Here is a 25,107-nt window from a genome sequence, read left to right as displayed (position 1 = left end):
CATTCACCGGACGGTAGTGTTGTTCTTGCGACGCGGGGTGGAGCAGTTCGGTAGCTCGCTGGGCTCATAACCCAGAGGTCACAGGTTCAAATCCTGTCCCCGCAACTGGAGAAAAAGGTCCGGATCAGTCAAGGCTGATCCGGACCTTTTGTTTTGCCCACAGCGAATTTTCCGTGAAAAGTGATCTGTGGCACCATTGCGGGCAGATGGTCAAAAGCACCCTTTCGGGTGCGGTAGAGTTGTTCTTGCGACGCGGGGTGGAGCAGTTCGGTAGCTCGCTGGGCTCATAACCCAGAGGTCACAGGTTCAAATCCTGTCCCCGCAACTGGAGAGAAGATCCGGATCAGTCAACACTGATCCGGATCTTCTGTTTAACCAGGTGCCGCTGCTGCCGGTGCTAGCATCGAACCCGGATTTGCTGCGGCAAGGGAATGGATGGAACAGCCCAATGGTCAATGACGACTACAAAGACGACTTGGGTCACCTCGCCCTCCAGCGCGACAGCCCGGTTGCTGTGTACCAGCAGGTGGCTGACTTTCTCACAGACCAGGTCAGCCGCTTGGAGCCAGGCTCGCGAATACCCACGGAAGAGTCGTTGATGGACGACTACGGCATTAGCCGCACCACCGTCCGGAAAGCCATTGAAACGTTGGTGGTGAAGGGCTTGCTGGTCCGTAGGCAGGGCAAAGGAACGTTCGTCATGGCCCAGCGTCCCGTAAAGATGCTGAATCGCTTGGCCCCCTTCATGGAGACATTCACTGCGGCGGGAATGAAGACGGTCAAAGGTCTCATCGAGTACAAGTGGATGGAGAAGGACTCGTCAGTTCCGGCCAAGCTGGTTTCTGACGACAACCTGGTCCTGGTGATCCGCCGGTCATATTCCAGTGCAGGCTGGCCCTACGCCATAGCGGAGATTTTCATTCCCTCACATATCGGCCGCCACATCAGCTTGGCCGATGCTGAACGGAACTCCATCTATCAGGTCATCCAGGACAGGACGTCGAAGCCTCTGCAGCGGGCCGAAATCACTGTCACCATGCACGCGCCACCAGAGCATCTCGCCGACGCCCTGAACGTCCGTGGGTTCGCCATGGTGCCGCGCCTGGAGCGGACGACCTTGGGACCGCATGGCGAGGTCTTGGAGTGCACCGTGACGTACTTCCACCCGAAGGGCTTTGAGATTCGCGCCGAAGTGGCAACTGATGCGAGTCCTGGCCACGAATTACCGCCAGGCTCCTGAAGCTGGCCGACGGGGCCTTACCGGAAGGTCAACACCACAAAAGGGGCCGGATCCTTTCAGGATCCGGCCCCTTTTGGGTTAGCGGCAGGTCACGGCAAACGGTCTGACCAGCGACTACAGCTTGTCGAAGTCGGCTTCGTCAACCGTTGCGCCACTGGACGCGGGAGCACCTGCGCCGATGGCGGGCTTGGAACCGCCCGATTTGAGCGCTGCGAGGCGCGCCTCAATTTCGGTCTGCTCACCAAGATCTTCCAACTGGTTGAACTGGGCGTCCAGACTGGAGCTGGCGAGTTCCTGCTGGCCAAGCACCTTTGCCTCTTCGCGGCGGATCTTCTCTTCGAAGCGACCCACTTCGCTGGTGGGATCCATGATGTCGATGCTCTTGAGGGCATCGTGCACCTGGGATTGCGCAGCTGCGGTCTTGGAGCGGGCCACGAGCTCGTTGCGCTTGGCAGTGAGCTGGTTGAGCTTGTTCTTCATCTGATCAAGGCCAGTCTTGAGCTTGTCCACAACTTCCGTCTGGGACGCGATGCTCGGCTCTGCGGAGCGTGCTTCGGACTCGGCCGTCATCTGGCGCTGGATGGCTACCTTGGCAAGGTTGTCGAACTTCTGGGCATCAACGGTATCGCCGGCATTCCGGTACTCGTCGGCCTTCCTTGACGCTGCGAGGGCCTTGTTGCCCCAGTCCTGGGCGTTCTTGATGTCCTCGTTGTAGTCAGCCTGCAGCATCCGGAGATTGCCGATGGTCTGGGCTACGGCGGACTCTGCCTCGGCAATGTTGTTCGTGTAGTCGCGGACCATCTGGTCCAGCATCTTCTGCGGGTCCTCAGCCTGGTCCAGCAAGGCGTTGATGTTTGCCTTGGCGAGCTGAGAGATCCGACCGAAAATGGACTGCTTAACCATGGTGTTGCCTTTCGTCCTGCTCAGTGGTGCCCACTGAAATCAGTGATCAGTTGTTGTACCGCTTCTACACGGGGCATAGACCCCGCCTAGTCTGTCTGGCTAGAAGCTGCCGGAGTCTCCACCACCGAAGTCTCCGCCACCGCCACCCCAGTCTCCACCGCCGGAGTCTCCGCCAAAGAAGCCTCCGCCTCCGCCGCCGTCATTGCCTCCGCCGCCCCAGCCGCCTCCGCCGCCGTTCAGGATGGAGTTGATCAGGATGCCGCCCAGGATGGCGCCGCCGAGACCGCCACCTCCGCCGCCTCCGCCGAACATGCCGCCGCGGCCGTAGCCTTGGTCGGCGTGGCCGAACTGGTCCACGTCGGATTGCGCGAGTTGCGCGGCCTGCGCAGCAAGCGAGTGCGCCTGCTGGGCGTAGGTCAGGGCCGTTACGGGGTCATTACGTGAGATGGACAGCGCGTAATCGAGGTTGCGCTGAGCCTCTGCCAACCTGGTCCGGGCCTCCGTGCCTACGCCACCGCGTCGGGCCGTGATGTAGTCCGAGGTTGCACTGATCTGAGCTTGGGCCGCCATGATGGTTTGCTGCAGCGACGCCTGGGCACGGCGGGCCTGTTCCTGCTGGTCGCGGATACCTGACAACGATTGGTCCAAGGCCTGATGCGCTGATTCGACGCGGCTGAGGGTGGCGATGGGGTCGATCTTGCCACCCTGGATTTCGGTTTTCACCTGGGCCAGAGCGGCTTCGACGCCGGCCACAGGCCCGGCGAGTTCAGGGTGTTCGCCCGACTGGATCATTGCCCTGGCCTGTGCCAGGTCCTGGCTGGTCTCTGCTACGGCACCCTCCAAGGACGCGCGGGCCTCATCGAGGCTTCCGGCCGTCTTGGAGATGGCATCGATCAACACGTTGGTCTGGTGCAGGCTTTCCTCCGCGGCACGGACGGCCACGGCGGCCAGGCTGTTCTCCCCACCTGCCAGCTTCTCCTGGGCTGCGGCAACCGCGTTCTGCACGAAAGCCAGACGCTCCTTTGCCTGGAGGATGTTGTCGGAGACCTGCGCCAAGGCAGAGTCGGCGTACTTGGCACGCAAACCTTCGAGCGATTGTTCAGCGCTGGCGATCTTGGCGTCCGCGTCCTTGGCTCCAGTGGTCACTGCTGCCAAAGCCTGCGGGGCGTTCTTCTCCAGTTCCCGCAGGGAATCGAAGTCGGCCTTCTGATCACGCAGGGATGCCAAGGCGGCCTCGGAGCGGCGGATGATTTCGCCCAGCCAGCTCCGCTGCTGCTCTTCCGTGTCAGGAATGTGGTCGTCAAGCTGCTGCTGAAGCTTGAAGGACTCGGTCATGTGGCCCTTGGCTTCTTCCAAAGCCTTGGTGAAGTTGCCGATTGCGGAGTCACCGTACTGCGCCTGTGCAAAGCCGAGTTCCTGCTCGCTGGACTTGATCGCGTCATCCGCCTCGATCAACAGGGAGCCGCTCTTCTGACGGAGTTCCGGGATGGTCAATCCTGCCAGCGGATCAAGCTGCTCACCCTGGGGGCCATAGCTGGCACTGACAGCCTTGGTGCCCTTCTTGCGGCGGTTGCGCAGGTAGAGGTAGGTTCCAGCGCCGCCGGCGGCTACTACGCCAACCCCTACGAGTACACCGACACCAGCATTTCCGCTCGGGACCGAACCACTGCCTCCGCCTGCGGCATCGCCAATGGCAGCGGCTGTATCAATTGCGGCCTGGGCGAAGTCCTTCTTACCGCCCGCCAGATTGGCAACAACGGCGTTCTGCGCGATGGCGGACTGCTTGGAGTAGATGGAACTACCCGAGTTCAAGGCAAAGTTGTACTGGCCCGTGGTAGAGATGGCCAGGATGGCGTCTGCCTTGCCCATGCCCTTTTTCTCGGCAACGGCCTTGGTCCAGTCAACTGGGGATGTGGGGTTCGTAAACGAGTCCACGGTTACCACATACAGATTGTATTTGTGGTCCTTAAGTGTTTTGGCAATGGCATCCTGGACTTCGCCTTTACGGTTTCCCAGGACGTTCGCATCGTCCACGATGTTCTGGCCGGACGGTATCGTCACGGGATCCGCGGCCCAAGCCGCGCTGGCCGGGAAGGCCAGCAGTCCAGCCACGCCAATGACAGCGAGTACGCGTCTAAATATTGACCGCATGTGCAACCCTTCAGCACGTCTGCGACTGGAACAAGGCGTACCAATCGTCACAGAATGCTCAGCGCCCCCACGCATGGTGTAAAGCCGCAGGTCGCTGTGGCAATTCCTCTTGATTCTATGGTGCACCCCATGGCCCGTCCACAGGGGTGAATATGCCACCAGCGAAATATAGGAGTGAGCAGGATTGTTGAGCCGTTGAGGGTTATTCCAGCGACAGCGCCAGGGGCGCTGCATCTTTCAGGAAGCTCCCAGCGAACGTCCGCTTTTGTTCCAGTAAATGGGTACATAGTTGTGGAAGACGAGGACGAAAGGAAGACCCATGACGGAGAACCCAGCGCAGGGCACCGCACCAGAGAACCGCGAGCCACGCGAACCATCTGAGCAGCGGGAAACCACTGGCCAGCATAATGATGCCACCGCCACCCAGCAGCAGCCTGCCTGGACTTCAGGGCAAGACGAGACTTCAGGGCATCACCCAGAGGCTCACAATGCGCCTCAGCCGACGAGTCCCTTGCCGGCTTTCCAGCCCCCGGCCGAGCAGCCGAGGCAGCCGCAGTACTACGGCGCCCCGCAGCAGCAGGATCCGGCGCAGCGCCCCAACTACCCCCAGCACCAGCCGTTCTATGGTGGAGGCCATAACCCCGCTGCCAACAACGCAGGTCCGCAGTTCCACAACGCCCAGCATCAGCAGGGCCCGGGTATGCAGCCCGGGCCGGGGCACTCGACTGCGGTGGCGACCAAGCGCAAGCCGGCTTTCGGCGTCGGGACGCTTGTGGCCAGCATGCTTGCGGCAGGCCTGATCGGCGGCGGCGTCGTGGCAGGCAGCAATGCGTTGTGGGACAACCCCGCCCCTGCCGCGTCAACGGGCGGACAGTCCAGCACGGTCATCGTCAACAACAAGGATGATGTCAATGTCATCACCGCAGCGGCAGCCAAGGCCTCGCCCAGCGTGGTGACCATCAAGGCAACCAGTGGCAGCGAAGGCGGCACCGGGTCCGGCATCATTCTTGACGACCAAGGCCACATCCTTACCAACACCCACGTGGTCACGTTGGACGGCGCCACGGCAAACGCCGCGATCGAGGTACGCACCAGCGACGGCAAGGTCCTCAAAGCCACCGTTGTGGGCACTGACCCGCTTTCCGACCTCGCTGTCATCAAGGTCAGCGATGCGTCGGGTCTGGTTCCGGCCACCTTGGGTGATTCCTCCAAAATCAATGTAGGGGACACCGCCGTCGCGATTGGTTCGCCGCTGGGCCTTACTGGCACGGTGACGGACGGTATTGTCTCCACGCTCAACCGGACCATCAGTGTCGCGTCGTCAGCTGTGCCGGAGGGTACTCCCGACGAGAGCCAGGGCGGAGACGAAGGCTTCCAGTTCGCGCCGCCAAACGGCGGCCAGAGCCAGCGGACTGCCAACGAGGGTTCCATCGCCATCAACGTCATCCAGACCGACGCGGCCATCAACCCGGGCAACTCCGGTGGCGCATTGGTCAACAGCAAGGGTGAGGTCATCGGGGTCAACGTTGCGATCGCATCGGCTGGCAGCGGTACGTCCGATTCCTCGGCCGGCAACATCGGTGTGGGCTTCAGCGTCCCGATCAACCACGCCAAGCGTGTGGCTCAGGAAATCATTGATACCGGCAAGGCAAGCCACGGACAGTTCGGTGTTTCGGTCCGTTCGAAGTCGTCCACGGGAAGCGATTCCGGCTTCTCCGTCGGCGCCGAGGTCGCTTCGGTGACCTCCGGCTCGGCTGCCGCGAAAGCGGGCCTCAAGGTAGGCGATGTGGTGACCAAGTTTGGTGACTACACCGTCAGCGACCCCAACCAGTTGACCGCAGCCGTCCGCGAACAACCGGCCGGCGCCAAGGTCAAGGTGACCATTCAGCGAGGTGGCCAGTCGCAGGAGGTCGAGGTAACCCTCGACTCCGCGCAACAGTAGGCAGCAAGACATCAAACAACGACGGCGGGCTGCACCCCCCAGGTGCGGCCCGCCGTCGAGCCGTTCCCGGCGGCGCGGGGGCAACTGAAACAGGGGTTAACGCTGGGAGTGGTTTTCTGCGGACAATATGCTTAGCTAGGACGAGCCCACGCGCTGGGCAATTCACGGCCACGCTGTTGCGGTTGGCCGTCCACAAGCATGGAAGGCTGCTTCGAAGACAGTGGAAGAGACATTGAAGATTGTCGTTCTGGTCAAGCACGTCCCGGACGCGCAGTTCGACCGGCACATTACTGGTCCTGCCAACACAACAGACCGCGATGAGAGCATCTTGTCCGAACTGGACGAGTACGCCCTGGAGGCAGCTCTCCAATTGGCGGAAGAACGCGGTGGACCGAAGGCGGGCAATGAGGTCATTGCCTTGAGCATGGGCCCGTCCGGGGCGGTCAACGCCGTCAAGAAGTCGCTCCAGATCGGCGCCTATTCCGGTGTCCACCTCAGCGATGACGCTCTGGCGGGTTCGGATGCCGCGGCTACCTCGTTGGCTCTCGCTGCAGCGATTCGCCACCTTGCGGCCGATGGGCGCCCGGTAGACCTGATCCTGACGGGCATGGCATCCACCGACGGTGAGACGTCGCTGGTCCCGGCCCAGCTCGCGGAGCGCTTGTCGCTCCCGCAGGTGACCTTTGCTTCCAGCCTTGAGGTCGCGGGAGGCCAGGTGACTGCCCGCCGCGATGCCGGCCACTTCTCGGAAACTGTGGAAGCGCAGCTGCCTGCGGTCGTCTCGGTCACCGACCAGATCAACGAGCCGCGTTACCCCAACTTCAAGGGCATCCTGGCCGCCAAGAAAAAGAAGATTGCCTCGCTGTCACTGGCCGATATCGGCGTGGACGCCTCGCAGGTCGGCTTGGCGGGCTCCTGGACGGTCGTGGAGTCTGCTGATGCCCGCCCGCCGCGCACAGCGGGCACCATCATCACCGACGAAGGCGACGCCGGCATCAAGCTGGTCGACTTCCTTGCCGCACAGAAGCTGCTCTAAAGGGGACTCCAATCATGGCAAATGCACTTGTTTTCATTGACAACCCGGGAGCTGCGCTCAAGAAGAGCAGCCTTGAGCTCCTGACCATCGCCCGCTCGCTCGGGGAGACCGCCGTCGCGATCACCGGCGAGTTGAACGACGACGTCGCAGCCACCTTGGGTGCCTACGGTGCCACGACGGTCTTCCAACCGTCGGTGGACGACCTCGACCAGTATCTGGTTGGTCCAAAGGCCGCCTACCTGGCGGCGGCTGTGGCAGCTTCCGGTGCCACGGCCGTCCTGCTCGACAACTCGCCTGAGGGCAAGGAAATCGCGGGCAGGCTCGGCATCAAGCTGAACGCGGGTGTGATCACGGACGTTGTCGGCGTGGAGGCCGATGGCACGGCCCACAAATCGGTTCTTGCCGGCTCCTACAACACCACGGCGAAGGCAAACACTCCGGTAACGGTTCTCTCTGTCAAGGCCAACAACGTTGAGCCTGCACCTGCTGGTGCCGGGGCTGCTCCGGCAACCGCCACGGTGGACGTTCCGACCGACGCGGCAGCGAACTCCGCCCGCATCGCCGCGAGGACCGAGAAGCCCGTGAGCGGCCGTCCTGACCTCAGCGACGCCAGGATCGTCGTGGCGGGTGGGCGTGGCGTCGATGGAGATTTTGGGCCTGTTGAGGAGCTTGCTGACGCCCTGGGCGCAGCTGTTGGTGCCTCCCGGGCCGCAACTGATGCCGGCTGGATCGGACACGACGCCCAAGTCGGACAGACGGGTGTCACGGTTTCCCCGCAGTTGTACATCTCGGCGGGTATTTCCGGAGCCATCCAGCAGAAAGCCGGTATGCAGACCTCCAAGGTCATCGTGGCCATCAACAAGGATGCCGAGTCGCCGGTGTTTGAAATCGCCGACTACGGCATCATCGGCGACCTCTTCAAGGTTCTCCCGCAGGCCACCGCGGAAATCAAGAAGCGGAAAGGCTGATCCCTTTGCCTACTGACGTACCGTCAGCGAAGAGCCCGTTCGACGCCTCCACGGAGCGCGTTGAGCGGGTGCTTTGTTTTACTGCCCATCCCGACGACATCGACTTCGGGGCTGCGGGGACCATCGCAGCCTGGACGGCAGCAGGAGTCCACGTCAGCTATTGCATCATGACCGACGGCGACGCCGGCGGCTTTGATCCCGTGGACCGGGAACGGATCATCGAACTGCGGGTAGAGGAACAAGAGCGGGCAGCGGCCCTGGTGGGTGTCACGGACATCCACTATCTTCACGAGCGCGACGGGTACCTCGAACCGACGCACGGCGTGATCAAGCAGGTGGTGAAGCTGATCCGTGAAATCAGGCCCGACATCGTGCTCACGATGCACCCGGAACGGAACTGGGACCGCCTCCAGAAGAGTCACCCGGACCATCTCGCGGCGGGCGAGGCGGTGACTCGGGCTGTCTATCCTGCCGTGGAGAACCCCTTCGCCTACCCGGAACTGGCTGAAGCCGGTCTTGATGCCTTCAAGCTGCCGTGGCTGTGGTTTATCTCCAGCCCCGAGTCACGGGAGAACCACTTTGTGGATGTTTCCGGGCATGTCGACGCCAAGCTCCAAGCCATCCGGGTCCATGCAAGCCAGCACCCCGATATCGAGGGCATGGAACGGGTGGTCAGGGCCATGATGCTTGGCAATGGGGAGCGCGCGGGCCTTCCCGCCGGAGCGAGCGCAGAGTACTTCCATGTAGTGGCCGTCAACGGATCCACCACGATCGCCGGCTTCTGACGTTGCCGTGGTGTAACCCGTGTCATATGCTTGATCTCGGTTAAATCATATTTATTCGAGGAAGGCAGACTTTGATGGCGAAGACTGCGCAACAACCCGTACTGGTGATTATGGGAGTCTCCGGTTCTGGGAAATCGACCGTAGCCGGCGTTCTGGCCGGCAAGCTGGGCTGGGACCTCGCCGAGGGCGACGACCTCCACCCGGAGGCGAATGTGGCCAAGATGCACTCGGGGCAGGCCCTCAGTGATGAGGACCGCTGGCCGTGGCTGAACATCATCTCGGAGTGGATCCGGGAGCGTGCTGATGCTGGAGTGCCGGCCATCATTACGTGCTCGGCCCTGAAAAAGAAGTACCGTGACGTGCTCCGGGGCGAAGGCGTCGTGTTCGTCTTCCTGCAGGGAAGCAAGGACAAGATTTCCGACCGTCTCGCTTCCCGGCATGGACACTTCATGCCGCCATCGCTCCTGGAATCGCAGTTCGATGCGCTCGAGGAACCCACGGAGGACGAGAACTACATCTCGCTGTGCGTTTCGGCGTCACCTGCCGAAGAAGCAGACGAGGTCATTGAACGCCTTGATCTCCGCCCCGTTGGCGCAGGCACCGAAACGACCACCCCGTGAGGGCGCTGGAAACCGCGACGCAAGTGCAGGAATGGACCGCGCACGACACCCAACTGCTTGTGGTGGCGGCGCTGGGCATCGCCCTGATTGTGGTTCTGATCGCCAAGCTCAAGCTTCATCCGTTCCTGGCCCTCGTCCTGGGTTCCGCCTTCGTTGGCCTGGCGTCCGGTGTTGAACTGGGCAAGGTCATCACCAACTTCGAAGACGGCGTGGGAGGCGTCCTTAAGGAGGTCGGCCTGCTGATTGCCCTCGGGGCGATGCTGGGGAAGTTGCTGGCCGACTCCGGTGGAGCCAACCGGGTGGTGGACACCTTGCTGGCCAAAGCCAGCGGGAACAAGCTCGTCTGGATGATCACGCTCGTCGCCGTGATCATCGGGTTGCCGATGTTCTTCGAAATCGGACTGGTGCTGCTGCTTCCCGTGATCGTCCTGGTGACCCAGAGATCCAAGATGAAGCTGATGCGAATCGCCATCCCGGCCTTGGCAGGACTGTCCGTACTGCACGGGCTTGTGCCTCCGCATCCGGGTCCGCTCATTGCCATCAGCGCAGTGAAGGCCGAACTCGGAACCACCCTTGGCCTGGGTATCCTCGTCGCGATTCCCACGGTCATCATCTGTGGCCCGCTGTTCTCGAGGCTGGCTGCCCGGTGGGTCCCTGTTGACGCACCAGCAGTAGCAGGTGGCATCGACACCCAGCACGCGGCAGACCTTAGCGAGGTCAAGCGTCAGCCGTCGTTCCTGGTGACCCTGCTGACCATCATCTTCCCCGTCGTCCTGATGCTGTTGAAAGCTCTGGGCGGGATCATCTGGCCGAACCCCGAGACGGCACCCGCGATCCGGATCTTCTTCGACTTCGTCGGCCAGCCCCTGGTGGCCATGACGCTGGCGGTACTCCTGGCCATCGTGACCTTCGGCTACGCCGTGGGCTTCACCGGTAGCAGGATCACGGCCAAGCTGGGTGAAAGCCTGGGGCCGATTGCGGCGATCCTCCTCATTGTGGGCGCCGGTGGCGGCTTCAAGCAGACCCTGATCGGCGCAGGCGTGGGCGACGCCGTCAAGAAGTGGGCCGAGGGCGCCAATATGTCCGTCCTGGTGCTCGGCTTCATTGTGGCAGTGGCCCTCCGGCTTGCCACCGGTTCAGCCACCGTCGCCACAGTCACGGCGGCGGGCATTGTGGCGCCTCTGGCCAGCAGCCTGAGCCCCACGCACGCAGCACTGCTGGCCCTGGCCATCGGGGCCGGCTCGCTGTTCCTGTCCCACGTCAACGACGCCGGGTTCTGGTTGGTCAAGGAACTCTTCGGCCTGACTGTGGGTCAGACATTCAAGACGTGGTCCGTCATGGAAACCCTGATCTCCGTGGTGGGCTTCGGATTCGTGATGCTTCTGTCGCTCGTGTTGTAGCTGCCGGAAATTACCAATAAATATCGACGGCGGCCGTCCCCCTAAGGTGGGACGGCCGCCGTCGAGCTTAAAGCCTTGTTCATCAAGCGTTCAGTGCCACCACCAGGACCGGTGCCGTGGTCGGGGCGGTGGATCCACCGGTGGGTTCCACCGTGATGGCCACCGACGACGCAGAGGACAGGCCCTTGACGACTGCCGGCTTGGAGAGCGTCTGGGCGTCCATGGTGCCCTGCGGGACCGGTGCGGAGCCGTCCTTGGGCAGCGTCCACAGCTGGTAGACCTTGCCATCCGGCGCGGGAGCCACGCCATCCATCAAGACGACGAAGGAGTCCTTGGCCGACGACGCTGAGATGGTAGCCGTTCCGCCACCAGGAACTGCGGCGGACTGTTTCTGGACGTCTTGGGCCTGCAGCACCTGGTTGACGGGATCGTTCTGTGCAGAGACGTACGCACCCACACCGATTCCACCGAGCGCAATGACGGCCGCGGCTGCTGCCCCTACGATCCACCGACGCGCACCACCGGTGCGTTGACGCTCCTCGCGCTTCGCCCTGGCGGCTGCGAGATCGTCGACGGCGGGGGCTGCTGCCGCGGGGGCTGCCGGCTCCGCGACTGTTTGGGCCACCGCATCCTTGGTGATGCGGTCCATGATGTTGTCGAAGAGGGCCGCAGGCGGTTCCTCTTCGGGGGCAAAACTGACAGCCAAGGTCTCGCGCGCTTGGCGCACCCTCTCAAGAAACTCCGGGCCCTCGGGGGCGTCCTTGATGTAGTCGTCGATCATGGCCCGTTCGTCGTCGCTGACGGCGTCCAAGGCATAGATCTCCGCCAGCTCGAGGACGCGGCCCTCGGCGAGGTCTGTTGGGATGTCGTTGGCAAACATTCTGCGGATAAAGCCTCCACCAGTGGTTTCACTCATATCAACCCACCCCCAGGCAGGTCTTCAGGCGTAAGAGTCCATCGCGGATGCGGGACTTGATGGTCGGAACGGCGGCACCGAGGTGCTCAGCGACCTCGCGGTAGGTCAGTCCGCCATAGTAGGCGAGGCGAACCGACTCGCGCTGGGTATCCGTCAGCGTACCGAGGCACCGGCTGACGGCTTCAGCCTCAAGGTTGCTGTCGGCCTCATCCGCGACGAGATCCCTGTCCGGGTCCTGGCTTGCTGCACCATACTTGGCTTCGCGGTCCGTGGCGGCCTGCACGGCACGCACACGGTCGATGGCGCGGCGATGGGCAATGGTCATAAGCCACGCCAGGGGGCTCCCTGCGGCGCGATCAAACTTGGCTGCTCCTTGCCACACCTGGATGAAGACTTCCTGGGTGGCGTCCTCGCTGAGGTCAGGGTCTATGAGGACGCGCCGGGCCATGCCAAAGACGCGCCGGGAGGTCAGACGGTAGAACTCGGCGAATGCTTGCTGATCGCCTGCTGCCACGAGCTCGAGCAAACCAGCCAGCTGCGAATTCAGGTCAGTAGCGGTGCCTGTGGCTTCGAAGACCGGGGGGCCGGGATTGTTGGGGGTGTCCATCACCGTCCAGCATATGTCGTCCCGTTTGAAACCGGCAGCACGACAGGCTTGGAACGCATGCGCGGCGGTGCAGCGGCTTGGTGCCATCACCCGGGTCTGCAGCGCGGTCACGTAGGCTCCCTCAATGAATGTCCCAGCCAGGGTCTGTCCCTGCATAAGGTATTCGGTGCTGAGACGCCGTTGGATGGGACTACATCTTGGCGCCCGCGAATCCGTTCTGCCGCCAGGCCTCGAACACGGCGATTGAGGCAGCATTGGCCAGGTTGAGGGATCGAAGCGACGGCTTCATGGGAAGGCGCACGCGTGCGGTGACGTGTGGGTCCTGCTTGAGCCAGTCAGGGAGGCCTACCGATTCCGGGCCGAACATCAGGACATCGCCTTCGCGGTAGCTGATGTCCGTGTAGGAGGTTTCGCCGTCTGAGGTGTAGGCGAAGACACGTTCGGGCTGCAGGGCCGTCCACGCGGCATCGATGTCCTTATGGACCGTGACCACCGCGAGATCGTGGTAGTCCAGGCCGGCACGGCGCAGTTTGGCATCGGAAAAATCGAAACCGAGGGGCTCCACCAGATGGAGCTCTGCTCCCGTGATGGCGGCCAGACGAATGGCATTGCCCGTATTGCCCGGGATTTCTGGGGTGTGGAAGAGGATGCGGAACACTGTCCCATCTTAGTCAGCCCGTGGCAGCGGGCCCGCCGCCTGCAGGCCGGACCTAGTGCATTCCGCGAAGCAGTCGCGCCAGGACCGGGACCACCACGGTGTTTGGCGCCGGACCCGAGCTGAGGAATTGCTTGAGTCCCCGGACCAGTCCCGCACCATTGACTACCTCGACGGTGGGGAGGCTGGACTGGCTTTTGCCGTAGTGGTCGATGACCGGTTCATGGAGGTTGCCGTCGGGACCATGCAGCACCACCCAGCCGGTGACGTTGAGTTCGGGGAAGAGGTCCTGCATGTGGCGGACGATATGCGCCAATTGTGGGGGAGCGACCGAACGGCCGCCATGGCGCAGGGAATGGCCGTCCCAGGCGTACGCACCCTTGGGCAGCAGCATGGAGCCGACCAACGCCAAACGGTAGCCGGACAGGACCGCATGGTCGATGTGGTTGTTGTCCGATGGCGAGCGCAGCCCATTGATCAGGCGGGCAGCGGGAATCGCGGGAAGGACCTGCCGGGTGATGAGCTGGACGGTGCGCATTTCGCGTTGGATGCGGGCTTCGGCGCCGAAGATGCCCCGCTTGCGGGGGAGTCCGTGGACTTGCTGGGCTGCTTCCGCAGCAGTGATGAGGGGGACCTCGTTGGGATCGTCAAAAGCCGGTACGTAGACCGGGGGATCGCCTGCCGTATTGCGCTGGGCCTGGGGTCGTTTGACGTTGGTGGTGGCGGAGGGGCCCGGTGCCGGCGTGCCCGAATAGTCGCCTGGCCGTGCCTGGGTGCGGCCTGAGGTTCCGCTTGCGTACCTGCGATCGTATTCGGCCCTTCGCTGCGGGTCGATCAGGGTTTCATACGCGAGGGTTACCCGCCGGAACGTCTCCGCTTCACCGCCGTGGTCGGGGTGGGCCTTCCGGGCAGCCTTACGGTAGGCGACTTTGATCTCTTTGTCCGTGGCTGTGACGGACACTCGGAGAACCTGATAGTGCGAACTGCTGCCCTCGGCCAAGCATGGGCCCTTCTCTAAAATTTCGGTCCGCTCCGGGAAAGCGCGGTACAGGCAAGTTTATCCAGCCACTATGTGAACGTTGGCACCATGGCTGCTGGTTCCCGGCTGGCATAATTCGGGCTGTGAATCCTCCGGAACCCGTGCACCCCACCAACCCTCCGATGAGGATCGCCTTAGCCATCAACCCCGCGGCTGCCTTCGGCCGCACCAGCAATGCAGGGCACCAAGCCGCAGGCCACTTCCGCGACGCCGGGTGGGACGTCGTCGTCCTTGAGGCGGATGGCTATGACGCCTTGAGGCGGCTTGTTAACGAGACCCTTGCCACCGGAGCCAAGGTTGATGCGTTGGTGGTGGTGGGCGGCGACGGAATGGTTCATTTGGGCGTCAACGCGCTCGCGGGTTTGGACACACCCCTCGGCATTGTTCCCAGTGGGACGGGCAACGACGTCGCCAGGCTGTTGGAGGTGCCACTGAAGGACACCGCCGCCGCCTGCCGCCAAATCATGGCCGCCTTGGAGGCGGGTGGACGCACAATGGACCTCGGCCGGGTGAGTGCGGCTGGCACCAGTACCTACTTTGCCGGCGTCCTCTCTGCCGGGTTTGATGCCGCAGTCAACGAACGCGCCAACAGGTGGCGCTGGCCGCGGGGGAAGAGCCGCTACAACCTGGCGATGTTGAGGGAGCTCGGCTCGTTTCGGCCCATCGAGTACACCGTGACAGCGGACGAGGAGACGTGGCGGCAGCCTGCGCTGCTGATTTCTGTGGCAAATGGCCAGTCCATCGGCGGCGGCATGAGGATTACTCCGGATGCCTTGCCCGACGACGGGTGGCTGGACCTGTTCGTGGTCAAGCCGTTGTCCAGGATCCGCTTTCTCGCGGTGTTTCCCACAGTGTTTGCCGGAAAGCACACCACCCACCCTGCCGTGGAGATCAGGCGCGTCCGGAACGTGCGGCTGGAAGCAGCGGGCGTGGTTGCCTACGCTGACGGCGAGCGCATCGCTGAGCTGCCGGTCGTGGTCGACATTGTTCCGGGTGGCCTCAGGGTTCTTGCCTAGGCGGATAGACTCGATCGCGTCAGAAGGCGGCAGCAAACAGGCAAGGAGCAATGGTGGCGGGCAACGTTCGACGACGCTTGGCTGGGTTTGCGGCCATGGGAACCGCAGGCGTCGTACTCGCTGCGTGCAGCGTTAATGTTCCGGACCCTGCGGCACCGAAACCTTCGCCGTCGGCATCCACCCTCGCGACGCCGACCATCACCCCGGGGCATGACGCGGCTGCCGTGGCGGCGAAGGACTTGCCGCTGTCAGCTGGAGGAACGCTGGCTCCGGGGGAGCCGGTGACGGTGTCCACCAGGTTGGAGGAAGTGCCGGGTTGGTCTTTGGTCCACTCCGCACTGCAAGGCGAGGTCCGGTACAAGAAGACAGACGGGTGCACCTTCGCTGCCCGGGTGAGCGTGAACCAGGAGCCGCTGGTTGTTACGGGCGATGATGTCGCTTCCACCAAGGAACTTTTCCATTACCTCGATGCGGGCATCGCGCTGGAAAACCTGAAGCCTTCCTCGCTGCGCTGGGGACAGGAAGCAAACCAGCCGCAACACAGCGTTGAGGTTCTGGGCCTGGTGTCCTCTGCTGCGTCAGGCGGCAACGCCGCTGTCGTCTTGGCCAGATTATTCAGCGCGCCGGCATCCTCTGTGTACGTCTCGGTGGCATGCCCGGATGACGGCACCCTGGCCAAGGCCCGCACCGAGGTGGAGGCCCAGCTTGTAGTGGTCCCCCCAAGCTAGACCAGTGCGGGATCGGTGGTGCCCTGGCGGCCTGTGATTAAGCAAAGGGTCTTGTTTTTAGAGATACCCTTGCTCCATGAGCGCATTGGGTCCTGCCTGGCTCCAAAGACTCGCGGCAGTCGCTTCACTGCATGACGCCCACCGCAGGGCGCTGTTCACCTACGTCCGCGGTGCTGATGATGCTGTAGGGCGCGATGAAGCTGCCCTTGCGTTGGGCATGCCTCGCAGTACTGCGTCCTTCCATCTTGACCGGCTTGCACGGGACGGCCTATTGCAGGTTGAGTTCAGGAAATCGGCGAAAAAGGCGGCGGGGCCGGGTTCAGGTCGTCCTGCCAAGCTCTACAAGCCGGCCTTGGACGAAGTGGGAGTATCGGTCCCCGCGCGCCACTACGATCTCGCAGGCGATCTCATGGCCACAGCCATCCTCCGATCGTCTGCGGGAGGGGTTCCCGTAGTGGAGGCGTTGCTGCAGGTTGCGGAGTCCAAGGGGCGGGACGCGGGACGTCCCGGCAACCTCATGGGCGCCTTGGCTGACCTCGGTTACGAGCCCTTGCCGGATTCCGCCGGGGGATACCGCCTGATCAACTGTCCTTTCCGCCGGTTGTCGCGGGATCACGCAGAAGTCGTCTGCTCCATGAACGGCGCGTTCCTGAGGGGAGCGGCGGAAGCATCCGGACTGGACCCGTCCGTTGTCGTCCCTCATGCGTCCACTGGGCATTGCTGCGCACGTATTGCCGCTGTGGGGGACGGGCCTCAGTCCTGGGCCTCGGCGTCGGTAGAATAACAAGGTGCCTGTATACCTTGACCACGCTGCCACGACGCCCCTCTCGGCTGAAGCGCTTGCCGTGATGACGCGCGAGTTGGCTCGGACGGGCAACCCGTCCTCGCTGCACGGTGCCGGTCGTCGGGCCCGGCGGGCTGTAGAGGACGCCCGGGAGACGTTGGCTGCCGCAGCTGGGGCGCACCCCTCCGAAGTGATTTTCACCTCAGGCGGGACCGAAGCGGACAACCTCGCGGTCAAGGGCCTGTTTTGGGCCCGCCGCGACGAAAACCCGCGGCGGACCCGCATTCTCTGCTCCGCCGTCGAACACCATGCGGTCATGGACACCGTGGAATGGCTGGAGCGGCACGAAGGAGCGGACGTCGTGTGGCTGCCTGTTGACAGCGAAGGAACAGTTCGGCTTGAGGTCGTTCAGCAGGAAATCGACAAAGACCCTGAGTCAATTGCCCTGATCACCGTCATGTGGGCCAATAACGAAGTGGGCACCATCCAGCCGATCGCGGACATCGTTGACCTGGCAAGGCCCCACGGGATTCCGGTCCACTCGGATGCCGTTCAGGCTTTCGGTTCAATACCGTTGAATTTCCGCGCGTCAGGCCTTGCGGCAATGTCCGTGTCAGGGCACAAGCTTGGTGGCCCCGTGGGCGTTGGAGCGCTCCTCCTTGGCAGGGCCGTAAAGCTGACCCCGGTGCAGCATGGCGGCGGGCAGGAGCGCGATGTGCGCTCTGGCACCCTGGACACTCCGGCCATTGCGGCCTTCGCCGCGGCGGCCGAAGCCGTCACCGCACATTTGCCGGAGGAGCGCGAACGACTCGGCAGGCTGCGCAACCGGCTCATCGACGGAGTCCTGGGCTCGGTTCCGGACGCCGCGCTGCGGGGTGCGCCCGCTGACGGGCGGTTGCCCGGTAACGCCCACTTCACATTCCCCGGCTGCGAAGGCGATTCGCTGCTTTTCCTCTTGGACCTTGCGGGCGTTGAGTCATCCACTGGGTCGGCATGCACAGCCGGTGTGCCCAGGCCCTCGCATGTCCTGCTTGCCATGGGCCTGGACGAGGACACGGCCCGGGGAGCCCAGCGCTTCACCCTTGGCCACAGTTCCACGGATGCCGATGTGGATGCACTCCTGAAGGCCCTTCCCGAGGCCTGCTCCAGGGCCCGGCAGGCGGGCATGGCGGGTCATGAGTCTTCCATCCAGACGGCGGCAACGGTGGCACGGCAAGGGTCGGCAAGCCTCGAATAGAGTGACGCCGCTAGGCGGGTAACAATTCCTCCAGCGGCACGCCGGGATCCGAAAGCTGTTCAACACCTACGCGGACACGACCGGAAATCAAGGCTTTGATGGGCTTTTGGACGCGGCGTTGATTGACGCTCATCCCGGCAACTACTTCGCCCTCCCTCACCCAGAAGGCAATGAAGCTGCCGTCAGCCAACGAGCCACGAATCAGCGGCGGTATGCCGACGGTCAACGATGGAAACCCTGAGTATTCCATGCTCACGCTGAACTGGTCCGTATAGAAGTACGGCACCACATCCAATTGCGCGTCCTCGCCCAGCATGGACTTTGCGGCCACCTTTCCGCCGTTGAGCGCATTGGCCCAGTGTTCGCTGCGATGGTGCTCGCCAGTGAAGGGATGGAGGGCGTTTGCCACGTCCCCCGCTGCCAGCACATCCGGGGCGCTGGCGTTCAGCCCCGCATCCACCAGGATTCCATTCTTGATGGCCAGCCCGGCTGACTCCGCGAGCACCATGTCCGGGATGACTCCAACGGCCACGATGACGACGTCGGCGGGCAGGGTTTCGCCGCTATCGGTTCTTACTGCCGTGGCCCGGCCGTCCTTGCCCACAATCTCGGCTGCGCTCGCGGGGAGACGAAAACTCACGCCCTGTGCCGTGTGGAGCTCCTGGAAGAATTCGCCGAGCTCAGGGCCGATGGCGGCGCTCAAGGGAATGTCCTCCAGACCCAGCAGCGTGACCTGGTTGCCGTAGGTCCGTGCTGCTGCGGCCAGTTCCATGCCGATCCACCCTGACCCGATCATGACCACCGAGAGGCCTCCGCCCTCCAGGAGCGACCGGAGACGCAGGCTGTCTTCGTAGGTTCGGAAGGTCATGACGCCCTCAAGGTCCGCGCCGGGGAGCGGGATCCTACGAGGTAGTGCACCAGTTGCGATGAGGAGCTTGGAGTATCCGATCTTCCGGCCGCTGGCGAGCCTGACCGTGTGGTCCGCCGGGTCAATCCCGGCGGCCGGGCTGCTGAGGAGGAGTTCGACGTCGTTCTCCTGGTACCAGTCTTCCCCTACCACCGCTACGGAGTCTTTGTCTGCTTTGCCCAGGAGGAATTCCTTGGACAGGGGCGGGCGAATGTAAGGGATCCTGTCTTCTGCCCCAAGCAGGGTAACGGGCCCCGCGTAGCCGTCACCGCGGAGGGTCTTCGCGGCGGTGGCACCGGCCAGCCCTCCGCCGATGATCAGCATTCGTTCTTGTGCCATGTCAGCTCGATTCTAAAACCAGTAGTTTTGACTTTAGAAGCGTGAAAGCTCGCGGTCAAGGGATTTAGCACAGGCGTGGCACCGCAGGCTAGAATGGATGGGCACCCCGGCTGTTCTGAGCCGGAATCGATGCCAGCACCCACAACAGAAAGCCAGCATGCGAGTACTTGCAGCAATGAGCGGCGGAGTGGACTCCGCCGTGGCCGCCGCCCGCGCCGTAGAGGCCGGACACGACGTCGTCGGAGTCCACCTTGCGTTGTCGCGCATGCCCGGCACCCTGCGCACGGGAAGCCGGGGTTGCTGCACCATCGAGGACTCCCGCGACGCGTGGCGCGCCTGCGACGTCCTGGGAATTCCTTACTACGTGTGGGACTTCTCGGAGCGCTTCAAGGAAGACGTCGTCCAGGACTTTATTGACGAGTACGCCGCCGGCCGCACACCTAATCCGTGCATGCGATGCAACGAACGGATCAAGTTCGCCGCCCTGCTGGAAAAGGCCATTGCACTGGGATTCGACGCTGTGTGCACCGGCCACTACGCCAAGGTCATCGAAGACGCTGACGGCAATCGCGAACTCCACCGCGCAGCCGACTGGGCAAAGGACCAGAGCTACGTTCTTGGCGTCCTCACCCACGAGCAGCTCAAGCACTCGATGTTCCCCCTGGCCGATACCCCGTCCAAGGCGGAGGTCCGCGCGGAAGCTGAACGGCGTGGTTTGTCCGTGGCCAACAAGCCGGACAGCCACGACATCTGCTTCATTTCCGACGGCGACACCCGCGGCTGGCTGGCCGAAAAGATCGACATGACCACTGGCGACATCGTGGACGAGACAGGCGCCAAGGTAGGCGAGCATCCCGGCGCCAACGCCTTCACGGTGGGGCAGCGTCGCGGGCTGAAGCTGGGAACTCCCGCGGCCGACGGCAAGCCCCGGTTCGTCCTTGAAATCCGTCCGAAGGAAAACAAGGTTGTGGTTGGTCCGGAAGCACTGCTGGCCATCGACGAGATCCGCGGCATCAAGGTTTCATGGGCGGGGTTGCCCATTGCCGAGGTCGCCACAGGCGCGGAGTTCGACTGCCACGCTCAGGTCCGGGCCCACGGCGATCCCGTTCCGGCAGTTGCTTACGTGGAAGCTGTCATGGATGAAGAGGGCGTGGAGCGGGCCGAACTGGTGGTGACGTTGACCGATCCCTTGCGGGGTGTGGCTCCTGGCCAGACCGTCGTCCTTTACCAAGGGAGCCGCGTCCTGGGGCAGGCAACCATCGATGCTGCCCGATCCCTGCAGAGGGTAGCCCTCTAAGGAGCCATTGCCTCCATCTTGCGGCCCCTCCATACTGGGCTAAGCAGCGCTTCCGCTGCGGTGTTTGGGGTCCGCATTCGGGACGGCGATGACTGTGGCGTTTCCAAAAAAGAGCCCGGGAGACATCAAAGCCGGGCAGATGGTCTCGGTGACCGTCCTGGCAGAGGGGCCGATCGGCTCTGCCGGGGCACCTCCGCTGACAGCGCAGGTCCGGATACCGGTGGAACGGTTGCGGCGTGGACCCACCGGACACCGCTACGCAATCCACATCCGGAAGTGGCGGGGGACCAGTGTGTCTCCCGTGACCTTGACACAGCATGGGGATCCTTGGCACCTGGTCTCGGAACCGCCGCCGTCGGACCTCCGCGAGCTCCTGGACGACACGCGCTTCCTGGCCCAGCACGTCTACGGCGTGGCGATGAGCACGCTGGATATTTTTGAGTCCACGCTCGGCAGGCGCATGCCATGGAATCCGGAAGGCCGGGTGGTTCTCAAGGCTCGGGACCTGATCACTGCCACCGATACCGGATACGAACGGGGAACCAACGTCATCAGGTTCGGATCCGTGGATCGGATGGGCTACAAGGTCCCCACAGCCCTTTACCGGGATATCGTCGCTCACGAGGTGACGCACGCGATCTTGGACGGATTCCGCCCCGCATGGGCTGACCACATGGCCACCATGGAGCAACTGGCCATGCATGAAGCGTTGGCCGATACCGTGGCAATTCTTTCGGTCTTCTCTTCCAGGGAAGTCGTTTATCGGCAGCTCGAAGCTGCCGCAGGGGGCTTCGAAGCGGGCCAGATAGTGGATGACTCCATCCTGATGCGTTCCCTGTTTGACTTTGCGCGCGACCTTTTCGCCCGAGGCCCCCTCCGAGAGCCCTTTGTGGGTGCGGTTCCTGAAAACTGGCAGTCACTGCCCGAGCCTCACGCTCGGGGTGCCGTGGTTGTCGGAGCAATACTCAGGGCTGTCCAGCGCCTGTGGTCGGAGAGGAATGCACGCTTCGGTGACGGCCAGGGGCTGCAACAGAAGGCAGAATCGGGCTCCATCGTGGCCATCCGGGTACTCCGCATGGTGATTCGGGGACTGTCCTATATGCCGCCCGTCGACGTGTCGTGGCGGGATCTCCTCAGGGGTATCATTGCTGCCGACCTGGACATGGTTCCCGAAGATACCCATGGCTACCGCGATGCGCTGCAGTCGGAGTTCTCGGCCATCGGCATCCGACGGGTCTCCATGAACAACATCAGCGGTGTGGACACCTATCAGGGACTTCGGTATCCAATACGACTTTCGGCGCTTGGTTCGGACCCCCAGGAGGTCCAGCGGTTCGTCTGGGAAAACCCGCGGCTCCTGGATGCGGCGCGCCTTGAGCGGAGGACGCCCCTGAGTTCCACGCGTGTGCGCACTTCCGAGCGGGTATCCCCGGACGGCTTCATCATTTCGGAGATTGGTGCTTCCTTCATCCAAACTGTTCGCATGAGCCGGCGGGAAGCGAATGTCCGCCTTGGCTTGACGACGCGGCGGGACTATGTGGACATTCGTGGGGGAGGGCTGCTGCGGTTCGACGCCGGTGGCCGGCTGGTCTACGCCGCCCTGAAGCCGGTGATGGACCGTGAACGCCAAAGGCAATTGTTTGGCTCCGATCAGAACCACGATGCGGAGGAGGCTGCGTCGTCGGGAGTGCGGGACAAGTTCCACGGCACCGGAGACTAGAAAAGAATAGTCAGGCTCCCCACGCCGCTTTGCGTGCGGCCCTCGAGGCTTCCAATTGCGCCACTTGGTCGAATCCGCCGGCCTTCAGTCCTTTACTGACCTGCTTCAGGATGTCTGCCCGTCCCAAGGTGCCATCGCCCCGCAGGGATTTGACGAAGTGATAGGTGAATGCGCCGTTGTACCGGCCCTCGATCAAGGCATCGGCTGCGGTTTGGTCGGACCTGCAGGCGGCCATCAGTACCGGTGTCGACAACTTCGCCGCCTTGACGATGTCCCGCAGCGTCCGGGTCTCCAGGTCCTCGTTTGCGATGACGGCCCGTGGCGTGGGTGCCGGAAGGAAGCGTGGCCGCCGGCCAGGAAGCAGGTCCAGGGACTTCAACCCGGTACCGCTATGGCAGGTGTCCAGCACCACATCCATGAGGACCCCGTCGGGCAGTCGGGCGAAAACCGTTGCCAGTTCGTCGTCCGAGATCACCGTGTCCGGATCCCATGCATCTCCCGCGTTGTTGATGTCGTAGCATGCGAAAGCCTCATCGAGGCTGTCTTCCTCATCGCCGCCGACGTCGGGAATCTGTGTTCCATGGCTGGAGAAGGTGAAGACGATGTGCTGCAACTTACCGGCGACTGCGGCGTCCACCAGTTTGGTGACTTCCGCCAAGACCGTCTTCTTCACTGCTTTGGCATCCCTCAACACCGTGATCCCGGCCGCTGGGAAGCCGTAGCTTTCCTCCAACAGGGCTGCCAAGTCCTCGGCATCATTGACGCAGCCTTGAAGCCAGCTGGACTGCGGAAGGAACTTGAATTTGTTGATCCCTACACAGAGGGCTGCCTTGTCCATGTGCCTGTCCTTCGAACTGTGATCCAGCGATTGAACACCCGGAATAACAATATTCCCGAGCCTTCTAGCGGGCAATGGTCCACGAGCCCCACGTCGAAGCTACTGGAAAGTAAATTTTGTGTCTCAAATCACTAAATGGTGGGTTCGCGGCCTTCTAAGTCTGGTTGAATCGAGGCACTAAGAGTGTGCGTCGTCACAAATATCCCACGGCGGCGCGCCGAATCCATCGAACAGAAGGTTCACCAGATGGCACTGAACAAGAAGGCCCTGCACGGCGTTATCGCGCTGGCGGGCATTTCCGCGCTCGCCTTGACGGCATGCACGGGACCGTCCGGCGGCGGCTCATCGTCCGCCCCGGCCGCCGCAGGCCCCATCGCCTACGGCACCACTGATAAAGTCACGTCCCTGGACCCTGCAGGATCCTATGACAACGGTTCATTCATGGTGATGAACCAGATCTACTCCTTCCTCCTGAACTCCAAGCCCGGTGGAGCCGAGCCCGTACCGGACCTCGCAGAGTCGTCGTCATTTACGGCTCCCTCCGAATACACGGTCAAGCTCAAATCAGGGTTGAAATGGGCCAACGGACACACGCTGGACTCCAAGGACGTTAAGTTCTCCTTTGACCGGCAGGTAGCCATCAACGATCCCGCCGGCCCCGCGTCGCTGCTGACCAACATCGAGAGCGTCACCACGCCCGACGCAACCACGGTGGTGTTCAAGTTGAAGAACGCCAACGACCAAACCTTCAGCCAGATCCTCAGCAGCCCTGCCGCACCGATCGTGGACGATGAAGTCTTCCCGGCCGACAAGGTCCTGTCGGATGACGAGATCATCAAGGCGAATGCGTTCTACGGGCAGTACACCATTGACAGCTACAAGAAGAACGAACTTGTCAGCTTCAAGGCCTTCGCCGACTACCAAGGCGTTTTGGGAAAGCCGGCCAATGATGCAGCCACCATCAAGTACTACGCCAGCCCCACCAACCTGAAGCTGGAAATCCAGCAAGGAGCGATCGACGTTGCCTTCCGCAGCCTGAGCGCCACCGACATTGACGATCTCCGGAAGGACTCCAAGGTCAAGGTCCTCACCGGGCCCGGTGGCGAGATCCGCTACATCACGTTCAACTTCGACACCATGCCGTACGGAACAAAGGCAGCGGGAGCGGACCCTGCAAAGGCACTCGCCGTTCGCCAGGCCGTGGCCAACCTCGTTGACCGTCAGGCGATCGCCGACCAGGTTTACAAGGGCACTTACCTGCCCCTCTACTCCAACGTTCCGAGCGGATTCCTCGGCGCCAACGAGTCGTTCAAGGACGCCTATGGTGACGCCGGAAAACCGAGCCTGGACAAGGCCAAGAAAGTCCTGACGGATGCCGGCATCACGGAACCGGTCGCACTGAACCTGCAGTACAACCCCGATCACTATGGCGGATCATCCGGAGACGAATACGCCATGGTCAAGGAGCAGCTGGAGAAGTCGGGTCTCTTCACAGTGAACCTGCAATCCACTGAGTGGGTCACGTACAGCAAGGCCAGCCGCGCCGATGAGTATCCCTTGTTCCAGTTCGGTTGGTTCCCGGACTTCAGCGATGCTGACAACTACCTCACGCCGTTCTTCCCCGAGGGTGGCTTCCTCAAGAACCACTACAACAACCCGACGGTGAACGAGCTCATCGCCAAGCAACTGACGGATGCTGACAAGACCAGCCGCGAGTCTGCCATCAAGGATGTCCAAAACGCCCTGGCCAAGGACATCTCCACCCTGCCCCTTCTTCAGGGAGCTCAAGTGGCGGTGGTCGGAAGTGGCGTGAACGGCGTCGAGAAGACGCTGGATCCGTCCTTCAAGTTCCGTCTCGGAACTATTTCCAAGTAAATACGCCCGGGGGAGGCGGGACACTGATCAGGTGTCCCGCCTCCTTTGCTGACCACGGCTGTGGTCAGCACGCATGAGACAACCCCGCGTAATCCACGGGCAGG

General features: G+C 62.8%; 22 protein-coding genes and 2 tRNA genes. 16 read left to right on the top strand and 8 right to left on the bottom strand.

What is annotated here, in order from left to right:
* The first annotated feature begins 31 nt into the window (after nt 1-31).
* The 3 genes from FQP90_RS10780 to FQP90_RS10770 all read left to right on the top strand — a co-directional run bounded on the left by FQP90_RS10780 (nt 32) and on the right by FQP90_RS10770 (nt 1,240).
* Nucleotides 32-105, top strand: a tRNA-Met gene (locus FQP90_RS10780).
* Nucleotides 106-251: 146 nt separating this feature from the next.
* Nucleotides 252-325, top strand: a tRNA-Met gene (locus FQP90_RS10775).
* A 123-nt stretch (nt 326-448) separates the two neighbouring features.
* Complete coding sequence (locus tag FQP90_RS10770; RefSeq protein WP_144650009.1) at nt 449-1,240, top strand: GntR family transcriptional regulator; 792 nt, start codon at nt 449-451, stop codon at nt 1,238-1,240.
* Nucleotides 1,241-1,354: 114 nt separating this feature from the next.
* On the opposite strand, the gene FQP90_RS10765 is transcribed toward FQP90_RS10770, so the two are convergent.
* Together FQP90_RS10765 and FQP90_RS10760 are read right to left on the bottom strand one after the other, a co-directional pair.
* Complete coding sequence (locus FQP90_RS10765) at nt 1,355-2,143, bottom strand: PspA/IM30 family protein (protein ID WP_144650007.1); 789 nt, start codon at nt 2,141-2,143, stop codon at nt 1,355-1,357.
* 99 nt (nt 2,144-2,242) lie between these two features.
* On the bottom strand, nt 2,243-4,294 hold the full coding sequence (locus tag FQP90_RS10760; protein WP_208759982.1) for a TPM domain-containing protein: 2,052 nt from the start codon (nt 4,292-4,294) through the stop codon (nt 2,243-2,245).
* 319 nt (nt 4,295-4,613) lie between these two features.
* On the opposite strand from FQP90_RS10760, the gene FQP90_RS10755 reads away from it, so the two are divergent.
* From FQP90_RS10755 to FQP90_RS10730, 6 genes are all read left to right on the top strand, one after another.
* Nucleotides 4,614-6,236, top strand: a complete 1,623-nt coding sequence (locus FQP90_RS10755; protein ID WP_144650003.1) for a S1C family serine protease — start codon at nt 4,614-4,616, stop codon at nt 6,234-6,236.
* A gap of 232 nt (nt 6,237-6,468) precedes the next feature.
* Nucleotides 6,469-7,272, top strand: a complete 804-nt coding sequence (locus FQP90_RS10750; RefSeq protein ID WP_144650001.1) for an electron transfer flavoprotein subunit beta/FixA family protein — start codon at nt 6,469-6,471, stop codon at nt 7,270-7,272.
* 14 nt (nt 7,273-7,286) lie between these two features.
* Nucleotides 7,287-8,240 carry an electron transfer flavoprotein subunit alpha/FixB family protein gene (locus FQP90_RS10745; RefSeq protein WP_144649999.1) on the top strand — a complete coding sequence of 318 codons (954 nt, stop codon included), beginning with the start codon at nt 7,287-7,289 and terminating at the stop codon, nt 8,238-8,240.
* 5 nt (nt 8,241-8,245) lie between these two features.
* On the top strand, nt 8,246-9,025 hold the full coding sequence (locus FQP90_RS10740; protein ID WP_144649997.1) for a PIG-L deacetylase family protein: 780 nt from the start codon (nt 8,246-8,248) through the stop codon (nt 9,023-9,025).
* A gap of 74 nt (nt 9,026-9,099) precedes the next feature.
* Complete coding sequence (locus FQP90_RS10735) at nt 9,100-9,645, top strand: gluconokinase (protein WP_144649995.1); 546 nt, start codon at nt 9,100-9,102, stop codon at nt 9,643-9,645.
* A complete protein-coding gene (locus FQP90_RS10730; RefSeq protein WP_144649993.1) occupies nt 9,642-11,045 on the top strand; it encodes a GntT/GntP/DsdX family permease in 1,404 nt (467 codons plus the stop codon). The genes FQP90_RS10735 and FQP90_RS10730 overlap by 4 nt, the downstream gene beginning before the upstream one ends.
* A gap of 82 nt (nt 11,046-11,127) precedes the next feature.
* Here the strand turns inward: FQP90_RS10730 and FQP90_RS10725 are convergent, their stop codons facing one another.
* The 4 genes from FQP90_RS10725 to FQP90_RS10710 all read right to left on the bottom strand — a co-directional run bounded on the left by FQP90_RS10725 (nt 11,128) and on the right by FQP90_RS10710 (nt 14,223).
* The gene (locus tag FQP90_RS10725; RefSeq protein WP_144649991.1) at nt 11,128-11,961 is read right to left on the bottom strand and encodes an anti-sigma factor; all 834 of its coding nucleotides are present in this window, start codon (nt 11,959-11,961) and stop codon (nt 11,128-11,130) included.
* A 1-nt stretch (nt 11,962) separates the two neighbouring features.
* Complete coding sequence (gene sigK, locus FQP90_RS10720; protein WP_144650059.1) at nt 11,963-12,568, bottom strand: ECF RNA polymerase sigma factor SigK; 606 nt, start codon at nt 12,566-12,568, stop codon at nt 11,963-11,965.
* A 190-nt stretch (nt 12,569-12,758) separates the two neighbouring features.
* Nucleotides 12,759-13,226 carry a tRNA (cytidine(34)-2'-O)-methyltransferase gene (locus FQP90_RS10715; protein ID WP_144649989.1) on the bottom strand — a complete coding sequence of 156 codons (468 nt, stop codon included), beginning with the start codon at nt 13,224-13,226 and terminating at the stop codon, nt 12,759-12,761.
* Nucleotides 13,227-13,278: 52 nt separating this feature from the next.
* Nucleotides 13,279-14,223: a J domain-containing protein gene (locus FQP90_RS10710; RefSeq protein ID WP_144649987.1), complete on the bottom strand. Its 945-nt coding sequence runs from the start codon at nt 14,221-14,223 to the stop codon at nt 13,279-13,281.
* A 161-nt stretch (nt 14,224-14,384) separates the two neighbouring features.
* Between FQP90_RS10710 and FQP90_RS10705 the strand changes: the two genes are divergently transcribed.
* The 4 genes from FQP90_RS10705 to FQP90_RS10690 all read left to right on the top strand — a co-directional run bounded on the left by FQP90_RS10705 (nt 14,385) and on the right by FQP90_RS10690 (nt 18,027).
* The gene (locus tag FQP90_RS10705) at nt 14,385-15,278 is read left to right on the top strand and encodes a diacylglycerol/lipid kinase family protein (RefSeq protein ID WP_144650057.1); all 894 of its coding nucleotides are present in this window, start codon (nt 14,385-14,387) and stop codon (nt 15,276-15,278) included.
* A 50-nt stretch (nt 15,279-15,328) separates the two neighbouring features.
* Complete coding sequence (locus tag FQP90_RS10700) at nt 15,329-16,006, top strand: hypothetical protein (RefSeq protein ID WP_244296668.1); 678 nt, start codon at nt 15,329-15,331, stop codon at nt 16,004-16,006.
* Nucleotides 16,007-16,082: 76 nt separating this feature from the next.
* A complete protein-coding gene (locus FQP90_RS10695) occupies nt 16,083-16,790 on the top strand; it encodes a helix-turn-helix transcriptional regulator (RefSeq protein WP_144649985.1) in 708 nt (235 codons plus the stop codon).
* 4 nt (nt 16,791-16,794) lie between these two features.
* Nucleotides 16,795-18,027 (top strand): cysteine desulfurase family protein, encoded by a 1,233-nt coding sequence (locus FQP90_RS10690; protein ID WP_144649983.1) that lies wholly within the window; start codon nt 16,795-16,797, stop codon nt 18,025-18,027.
* Between the two features lie 10 nt (nt 18,028-18,037).
* Here the strand turns inward: FQP90_RS10690 and FQP90_RS10685 are convergent, their stop codons facing one another.
* The gene (locus tag FQP90_RS10685) at nt 18,038-19,273 is read right to left on the bottom strand and encodes an NAD(P)/FAD-dependent oxidoreductase (protein ID WP_144649981.1); all 1,236 of its coding nucleotides are present in this window, start codon (nt 19,271-19,273) and stop codon (nt 18,038-18,040) included.
* Between the two features lie 175 nt (nt 19,274-19,448).
* Between FQP90_RS10685 and mnmA the strand changes: the two genes are divergently transcribed.
* Nucleotides 19,449-20,570 carry a tRNA 2-thiouridine(34) synthase MnmA gene (gene mnmA, locus FQP90_RS10680; RefSeq protein WP_244296682.1) on the top strand — a complete coding sequence of 374 codons (1,122 nt, stop codon included), beginning with the start codon at nt 19,449-19,451 and terminating at the stop codon, nt 20,568-20,570.
* 94 nt (nt 20,571-20,664) lie between these two features.
* Nucleotides 20,665-22,290, top strand: a complete 1,626-nt coding sequence (locus tag FQP90_RS10675) for a hypothetical protein (RefSeq protein WP_144649978.1) — start codon at nt 20,665-20,667, stop codon at nt 22,288-22,290.
* Between the two features lie 10 nt (nt 22,291-22,300).
* Here the strand turns inward: FQP90_RS10675 and FQP90_RS10670 are convergent, their stop codons facing one another.
* Nucleotides 22,301-23,128, bottom strand: coding sequence for a caspase family protein (locus FQP90_RS10670; protein WP_144649976.1), 828 nt, complete (start codon nt 23,126-23,128; stop codon nt 22,301-22,303).
* Between the two features lie 246 nt (nt 23,129-23,374).
* Between FQP90_RS10670 and FQP90_RS10665 the strand changes: the two genes are divergently transcribed.
* Nucleotides 23,375-25,003, top strand: coding sequence for an ABC transporter substrate-binding protein (locus tag FQP90_RS10665; RefSeq protein WP_144649974.1), 1,629 nt, complete (start codon nt 23,375-23,377; stop codon nt 25,001-25,003).
* Nucleotides 25,004-25,107: the final 104 nt, after the last annotated feature.

This window comes from Paenarthrobacter nitroguajacolicus, from assembly GCF_007786235.1.
Taxonomy (GTDB): domain Bacteria; phylum Actinomycetota; class Actinomycetes; order Actinomycetales; family Micrococcaceae; genus Arthrobacter; species Arthrobacter nitroguajacolicus_A.
Note: the sequence above shows the minus strand (reverse complement) of the source record. Positions and strands in the feature narration are given on the sequence as shown.

What these genes read in the sequence shown, in the direction of transcription:
- FQP90_RS10770 (WP_144650009.1), top strand. Translation starts at nt 449, where the DNA reads ATGGTCAATGACGACTACAAAGACGACTTGGGTCACCTCGCCCTCCAG.
- FQP90_RS10765 (WP_144650007.1), bottom strand. Translation starts at nt 2,143, where the DNA reads ATGGTTAAGCAGTCCATTTTCGGTCGGATCTCTCAGCTCGCCAAGGCA.
- FQP90_RS10760 (WP_208759982.1), bottom strand. Translation starts at nt 4,294, where the DNA reads ATGCGGTCAATATTTAGACGCGTACTCGCTGTCATTGGCGTGGCTGGA.
- FQP90_RS10755 (WP_144650003.1), top strand. Translation starts at nt 4,614, where the DNA reads ATGACGGAGAACCCAGCGCAGGGCACCGCACCAGAGAACCGCGAGCCA.
- FQP90_RS10745 (WP_144649999.1), top strand. Translation starts at nt 7,287, where the DNA reads ATGGCAAATGCACTTGTTTTCATTGACAACCCGGGAGCTGCGCTCAAG.
- FQP90_RS10735 (WP_144649995.1), top strand. Translation starts at nt 9,100, where the DNA reads ATGGCGAAGACTGCGCAACAACCCGTACTGGTGATTATGGGAGTCTCC.
- FQP90_RS10725 (WP_144649991.1), bottom strand. Translation starts at nt 11,961, where the DNA reads ATGAGTGAAACCACTGGTGGAGGCTTTATCCGCAGAATGTTTGCCAAC.
- sigK (WP_144650059.1), bottom strand. Translation starts at nt 12,568, where the DNA reads ATGGACACCCCCAACAATCCCGGCCCCCCGGTCTTCGAAGCCACAGGC.
- FQP90_RS10705 (WP_144650057.1), top strand. Translation starts at nt 14,385, where the DNA reads ATGAGGATCGCCTTAGCCATCAACCCCGCGGCTGCCTTCGGCCGCACC.
- FQP90_RS10700 (WP_244296668.1), top strand. Translation starts at nt 15,329, where the DNA reads ATGGTGGCGGGCAACGTTCGACGACGCTTGGCTGGGTTTGCGGCCATG.
- FQP90_RS10695 (WP_144649985.1), top strand. Translation starts at nt 16,083, where the DNA reads ATGAGCGCATTGGGTCCTGCCTGGCTCCAAAGACTCGCGGCAGTCGCT.
- FQP90_RS10685 (WP_144649981.1), bottom strand. Translation starts at nt 19,273, where the DNA reads ATGGCACAAGAACGAATGCTGATCATCGGCGGAGGGCTGGCCGGTGCC.
- mnmA (WP_244296682.1), top strand. Translation starts at nt 19,449, where the DNA reads ATGAGCGGCGGAGTGGACTCCGCCGTGGCCGCCGCCCGCGCCGTAGAG.
- FQP90_RS10670 (WP_144649976.1), bottom strand. Translation starts at nt 23,128, where the DNA reads ATGGACAAGGCAGCCCTCTGTGTAGGGATCAACAAATTCAAGTTCCTT.
- FQP90_RS10665 (WP_144649974.1), top strand. Translation starts at nt 23,375, where the DNA reads ATGGCACTGAACAAGAAGGCCCTGCACGGCGTTATCGCGCTGGCGGGC.